The sequence below is a fragment of the Candidatus Erwinia dacicola genome (genome assembly GCF_001756855.1).
GTDB classification, from domain to species: Bacteria; Pseudomonadota; Gammaproteobacteria; order Enterobacterales; family Enterobacteriaceae; genus Erwinia; species Erwinia dacicola.
The window spans coordinates 1-4,830 of the sequence record NZ_MAYS01000504.1 but is presented as its reverse complement, the minus strand read 5'-3'; the positions used below and the strand labels follow the sequence as shown (position 1 = coordinate 4,830).

5 protein-coding genes and 3 pseudogenes are annotated in these 4,830 nt (G+C 53.9%); all 8 read right to left on the bottom strand.

Translation table 11 applies throughout. The annotated features are described in order from the left end of the window. Positions 1 to 34: 34 nt before the first annotated feature. Positions 35 to 457, bottom strand: coding sequence for a Holliday junction resolvase RuvX (gene ruvX, locus BBW68_RS13035; protein ID WP_186821337.1), 423 nt, complete (start codon positions 455 to 457; stop codon positions 35 to 37). Next, positions 457 to 1,020 (bottom strand): YqgE/AlgH family protein, encoded by a 564-nt coding sequence (locus BBW68_RS13030; protein ID WP_070135692.1) that lies wholly within the window; start codon positions 1,018 to 1,020, stop codon positions 457 to 459. The genes ruvX and BBW68_RS13030 overlap by 1 nt, the downstream gene beginning before the upstream one ends. Before the next feature lie 90 nt (positions 1,021 to 1,110). Continuing rightward, on the bottom strand, positions 1,111 to 2,055 hold the full coding sequence (gshB, locus tag BBW68_RS13025) for a glutathione synthase (RefSeq protein WP_070135691.1): 945 nt from the start codon (positions 2,053 to 2,055) through the stop codon (positions 1,111 to 1,113). A gap of 37 nt (positions 2,056 to 2,092) precedes the next feature. Continuing rightward, entirely contained in the window at positions 2,093 to 2,824 is a 732-nt protein-coding gene (rsmE, locus tag BBW68_RS13020; RefSeq protein WP_070135690.1) for a 16S rRNA (uracil(1498)-N(3))-methyltransferase, read from the bottom strand. A gap of 60 nt (positions 2,825 to 2,884) precedes the next feature. After that, positions 2,885 to 3,598, bottom strand: a pseudogene (gene endA / locus BBW68_RS17015) (deoxyribonuclease I). 121 nt (positions 3,599 to 3,719) lie between these two features. After that, positions 3,720 to 4,232, bottom strand: a complete 513-nt coding sequence (locus BBW68_RS13010; RefSeq protein WP_070135694.1) for a SprT family zinc-dependent metalloprotease — start codon at positions 4,230 to 4,232, stop codon at positions 3,720 to 3,722. A gap of 74 nt (positions 4,233 to 4,306) precedes the next feature. Next, a pseudogene (locus tag BBW68_RS19230) lies at positions 4,307 to 4,429 on the bottom strand (hypothetical protein); the annotation flags it as partial. A 140-nt stretch (positions 4,430 to 4,569) separates the two neighbouring features. Next, a pseudogene (locus tag BBW68_RS13005) lies at positions 4,570 to 4,830 on the bottom strand (IS91 family transposase); the annotation flags it as partial.

Here is a 4,830-nt window from a genome sequence, read left to right as displayed (position 1 = left end):
CCGATCATCTTTTTCGATCGGCCCTGCTGTTAATTCAGGTGTAATTATTCTCGAACCAGCTCTCCAGAATAATCACCGCAGAGAGTGAGTCGACTCTGCCCTTGCTCAGGGCGCGAAAGCCGCCGCGTTCAAATATTTCGGCGCGGGCTTCGACGGTGCTGAGGCGCTCGTCGTGCAGATCAACCTGTACGCCAAAGCGGCCATGCAGGCGGTTGGAGAACTTACGCGCCCGTGCGGTCAAAGGTTGCTCGGTGCCATCCATATTGAGCGGTAACCCCACAACCACGCGGTCAGGCTGCCACTCTTTCAGCAACGCTTCAATTTTGTTCCAGTCGGGAACGCCGTCGTTGGCCTTCAACGCAGCCAGAGGGCGAGCGGTGCCGGTCAGCTGCTGACCAATGGCCACGCCAATGCTTTTTGTACCGAAGTCGAAAGAGAGCAAAGTCTGAGGGCTCATCAGGAATGCCCTGCATCACTGGCGATGTTGTGGATATCCACGCCAATACTTTTCGCCGCTTCACGCCAGCGCTCGGCAATACGCGTGTGGAACAGGATATTGCTGTTGGCCGGGGTGGTGAGCCACGCATTCTCCAGCAGCTCGGTTTCCAGCTGGTCATTCTCCCAAGCGCAGCAGCCCAGCGAGACCAGTACGTGCTCGGGTTGCTCGGACTTGCCCAGCGTTTCCAGTACGTCACGCGAGGTGGTGATCACGGTGTTATCCGATACCCGAATGCTGGAGGAAAATGTTTTCTGCGCCGAGTGCAGAATAAACCCGCGATCTTCCGCCAGCGGACCGCCGGCAAACACCGGCTTATCCAGCTTCGCTTCGCTATCATGCGGTGCCGGGGAGATTTTCAATTTTTGCAGGATGCCGTCAACCGTCAGGTTTTTCATCGGTTTGTTGACGATTATCCCCATCGCTCCATCACTATTATGTTCACAGATATAGACCACTGAACGTTTGAACAGCGGGTCTTGCAGCGTAGGCATGGCAATCAAAAAGTGATGCTGTAAATTCATACTTAATGTTCTGTAGTCTGGTTAACGCCCGGGCTCTAAGGCCCGGGCGTTAAGGGTGAGCAGCGGGGCAATCCGGCTCCGCCGTAACAATCAGGCTAGGCGTTTTTCGATCGCATCCATCAGCATACCCGTGATAGAAATCGAGAATGCGGCTTCGATCTCGCGAACGCAGGTTGGACTGGTCACATTAATTTCCGTCAGCTTGTCGCCAATAATATCCAGACCGACAAAGATCAGTCCTTTTGTTTTCAGGGTCGGACCTACACGGCGGGCAATTTTCCAGTCGCTTTCGTTCAGCGGACGCGCTTCGCCACGCCCCCCTGCAGCTAGGTTTCCACGGGTTTCGCCCGATTTTGGAATACGCGCTAGGCAGTAAGGCACCGGCTCGCCATCCACGACCAGTACGCGCTTGTCACCGTCTTTGATGCCGGAAATGAAGTTCTGCGCCATGCAGTAGAAGCTGCCGTGTTGGGTCAGTGTTTCGATAATCACCGACAGGTTAGGGTCTTCTTTCTTCACGCGGAAAATGGACGCCCCACCCATGCCATCCAGCGGCTTCAGTATGATGTCGCCGTGCTGCTGCCAGAATTCACGGATCTGGCTGGCGTTACGGGTCACCAGCGTATCCGGCGTCATCTTGGCAAACCATGCGGTGAACAGCTTCTCGTTACAGTCGCGCAAGCTCTGCGGCTTATTAACGATCAGTGTACCTTTCTCTTCGGCACGCTCAAGGATGTAGGTGGCATAGATGAATTCGGTATCAAACGGCGGATCCTTACGCATCAGCACCACGTTGAGATCGGACAGGGGGATGTCCTGCTCGCTGCCAAATTCAAACCACTTATCATGGTTCTGCTCAACGCTCAGCAGACGGGTACGCGCACGGCCTTCACCACCACGCAGATAGAGAACGTTCATCTCCATGTAGTGAATTTCATAACCACGGCTCTGCGCTTCCAGCAGCATGGCGAAGCTGGTGTCTTTTTTTATGTTGATGGAAGTAATCGGGTCCATCACGATGCCAAGCTTGACCATTCTTTTCTCCACTACGTTCTAAATTAGTTAGCTGTGTTTAACCCAAATCACCAAAGCGCACCTGCAGGGCAGTAATGGCCGTCAGGGCGGTGGTTTCGGTACGCAATATGCGCGGCCCGAGCAAGATATCGGTAAAGCCGTGCTGCGCTGTCATGTTGATTTCATCCGCTGACAGCCCGCCTTCCGCGCCAATCAACAGGCGAACACGCTCAACCGGCAACGGTAAGGTATTAATACTGTGTTCTGCCCGCGGATGAAGATTTAATTTTAACCCGCTATCCTGCTCGGCACACCAGGCGTCAAGTGCCATCGCGGGTCGAACCTCCGGAACACTGTTGCGCCCGCACTGTTCGCACGCGGCAATGGCGATTTTCTGCCACTGCTGAATTTTTTTCGCCAGTCGATCGGCATCCAGCTTTACGCCACAGCGTTCAGAAAATAAGGGGGTAATGACATTTACTCCGAGTTCTACCGCTTTCTGGATGGTGAACTCCATCTTTTCACCGCGTGACATTACCTGCCCCAAGTGCAGGTGCAGCGGTGACTTGCGGCTACCGGCGCGGCCTGCGGTGATTTTGACACGCACATTTTTTTTATCGGCCTGAATAATCTCGGCGGAAAAAGTCAGATTTGTACCATCGAACAATTCCAGGTGCTGGCCCGGCGCCATGCGCAGTACTCGCCTGATATGGTTTGCCGCATCGTCATGCAGGGCGATTTCACTGCCCACTTCTAAAGCTTCAGGGTGATAAATGCGAGGTATACGCATGGAAATCCTGTTGAAAGTTATCAAATCGCTGTGAATGCGGCTTAGTGTAGGTCAGTGATTTTACCGCTGGCAAGCTCGCTGTACATACGGATTATGGTTGCCCTGCACGCTGGCAATGCGCTCATCGCGCTGACACTCCCACTGGCTAACCGGATAGAGTTTATTCCAAGCGGTCATCAGCTGCGTCTGCTGCTTCGATATACTGAGCTGGTATCGATCGCGCATGTAAAACTAGGTACGGGCAATGGCACCGCACGCCCGGGCAGGTGGCTCGGCCAGCTTATTCCTGAAGTCGACCTTCATCGCGCACTAACCGTACTGCTGGTCTCCATCGTTCCACTGGCCGTACATAAAGTTGCCGCGGTCGCCGTTCACCTCACTAATCGACGGTTGCAAGTTGTGCAGGTCGATTTCGATACGGCGATAGCCGCTTTATTTGGCACAGTTTTTATGCCCGCCGTTCTGCCAGCACTGGCGCTGATGACCAAAGCGCCAGGCCGGAATCACGTGCTCCCACTCGATGCACCCGGCACGATTAGCGTCTTTACGTACCTAGTAACCGCAGGATGCGAGGTCCGGCATGCCTTTTTTTCCGTGCCAGTTAATTTTACAGCCGCAGTAGAAGCTAGCAGGGGCGGCCGCATTGATCTGCGCCGCATAGGCTTTAGCTTGGTCGAAGCTATTCTGGTGATAGTTATCCAAGCTGAGTGCTCGGGTAAAGAAGGATGGAAGCAGCAGGGTAACAGCCAAAACGGCCCAAATTTTGCGAGACATATTCCAGTAAATGTGTAATCTATGAAAGAGGCGTGGAGAGTAACAGAAGCACCAGTAATTACGAATAATCTGCTGAAATATCAGTCCGATATCGAATAATTATTAAACGAAATGAGGGTTTTTAAGAATCTTGGAAATCACCCGCTGTTAAAATATCCCCGCACTTCAGGCAGCGATATTCGCTCCCGCCACGCATCACCCGATTATGACGGTGTACGGTGAGTTGGTGCTGCTGACAGCGGCAGCGATAGGGGTAAGCACGGCTGCGTACCAAGCTGATTTCAAACTGATGGGTGCGGCGTGCGGGGACGCCGAGCACGCTCTCCATCATCCATTTCCACTCTTTACCGTGCGGGGCGACGCGCCCAAAGTGCTTCCACACCAGCAGATGTGCCAGTTCGTGCGGTACCACCTCATCAATAAACGCCTGCTGATTCTCCAGCAGCAGTACTGGGTTTAGGCAGATTTCCCAGCTTTGCAGCCATGCCGTGCCCGCCGCAGTGCCGCGTTGCTGATAGACCAGCGCCGGCTCCGGATAGCTGCACTCCAGGCGCAGGTTAGCCTGCTGCAATTTTTCACACAGCTGGCGCATAACTGCCTGTTGCAGGGCGATAGGGAGTCTTTGAGATTTCATCAGGGCAAGAGTACGGTGAAATGAAAGGATAGGCAATAAGCTGGCCGGGTTGTCCCGGTCAGAGGATAATTCAGTTATCGTTGACCGATATCGTGCAGTTTTTTACCGCCCAACAGGTTGCGTTCAATGTGCTCCAGCGAAATGTTTTTCGTTTCCGGGATTAGCCATAGCGTCAGCACGATGAAGAACAGGTTCATGGTTAGGAGATTGAATCGCCTCTTCTGAGAGCGCCCAACCATGAATGTCAGAACGAACTATCCCTTTGATGCGGCGCTCGTGCGTAGGTTTAAGTATGAAAATGCAGTTTTTGTCGTGTTTTTAACCGGAAAGCCATTTTTCAGGCACACTGATCCGGCTCAGGCATCCGCAGCCATCGCTTTTTCTCCATTCCACGCAGCCTTTCCGACAGTAATGCCATCGCCTGCGTTCCTGCCTGAGCGCCGGCAAAACGCAGCCGGTCGCCGCACAGGATGCACTGGTACGGGTCGGTACCCAGGAAGCCCTTCATCAGCACCGCAAACCCCGGCTTCTCCGGCTTTTTCCGCGGCGTCATCTCCAGCGCTTCGTAGACCTTCGGCAGCAGCGATCCCCGTTTGCG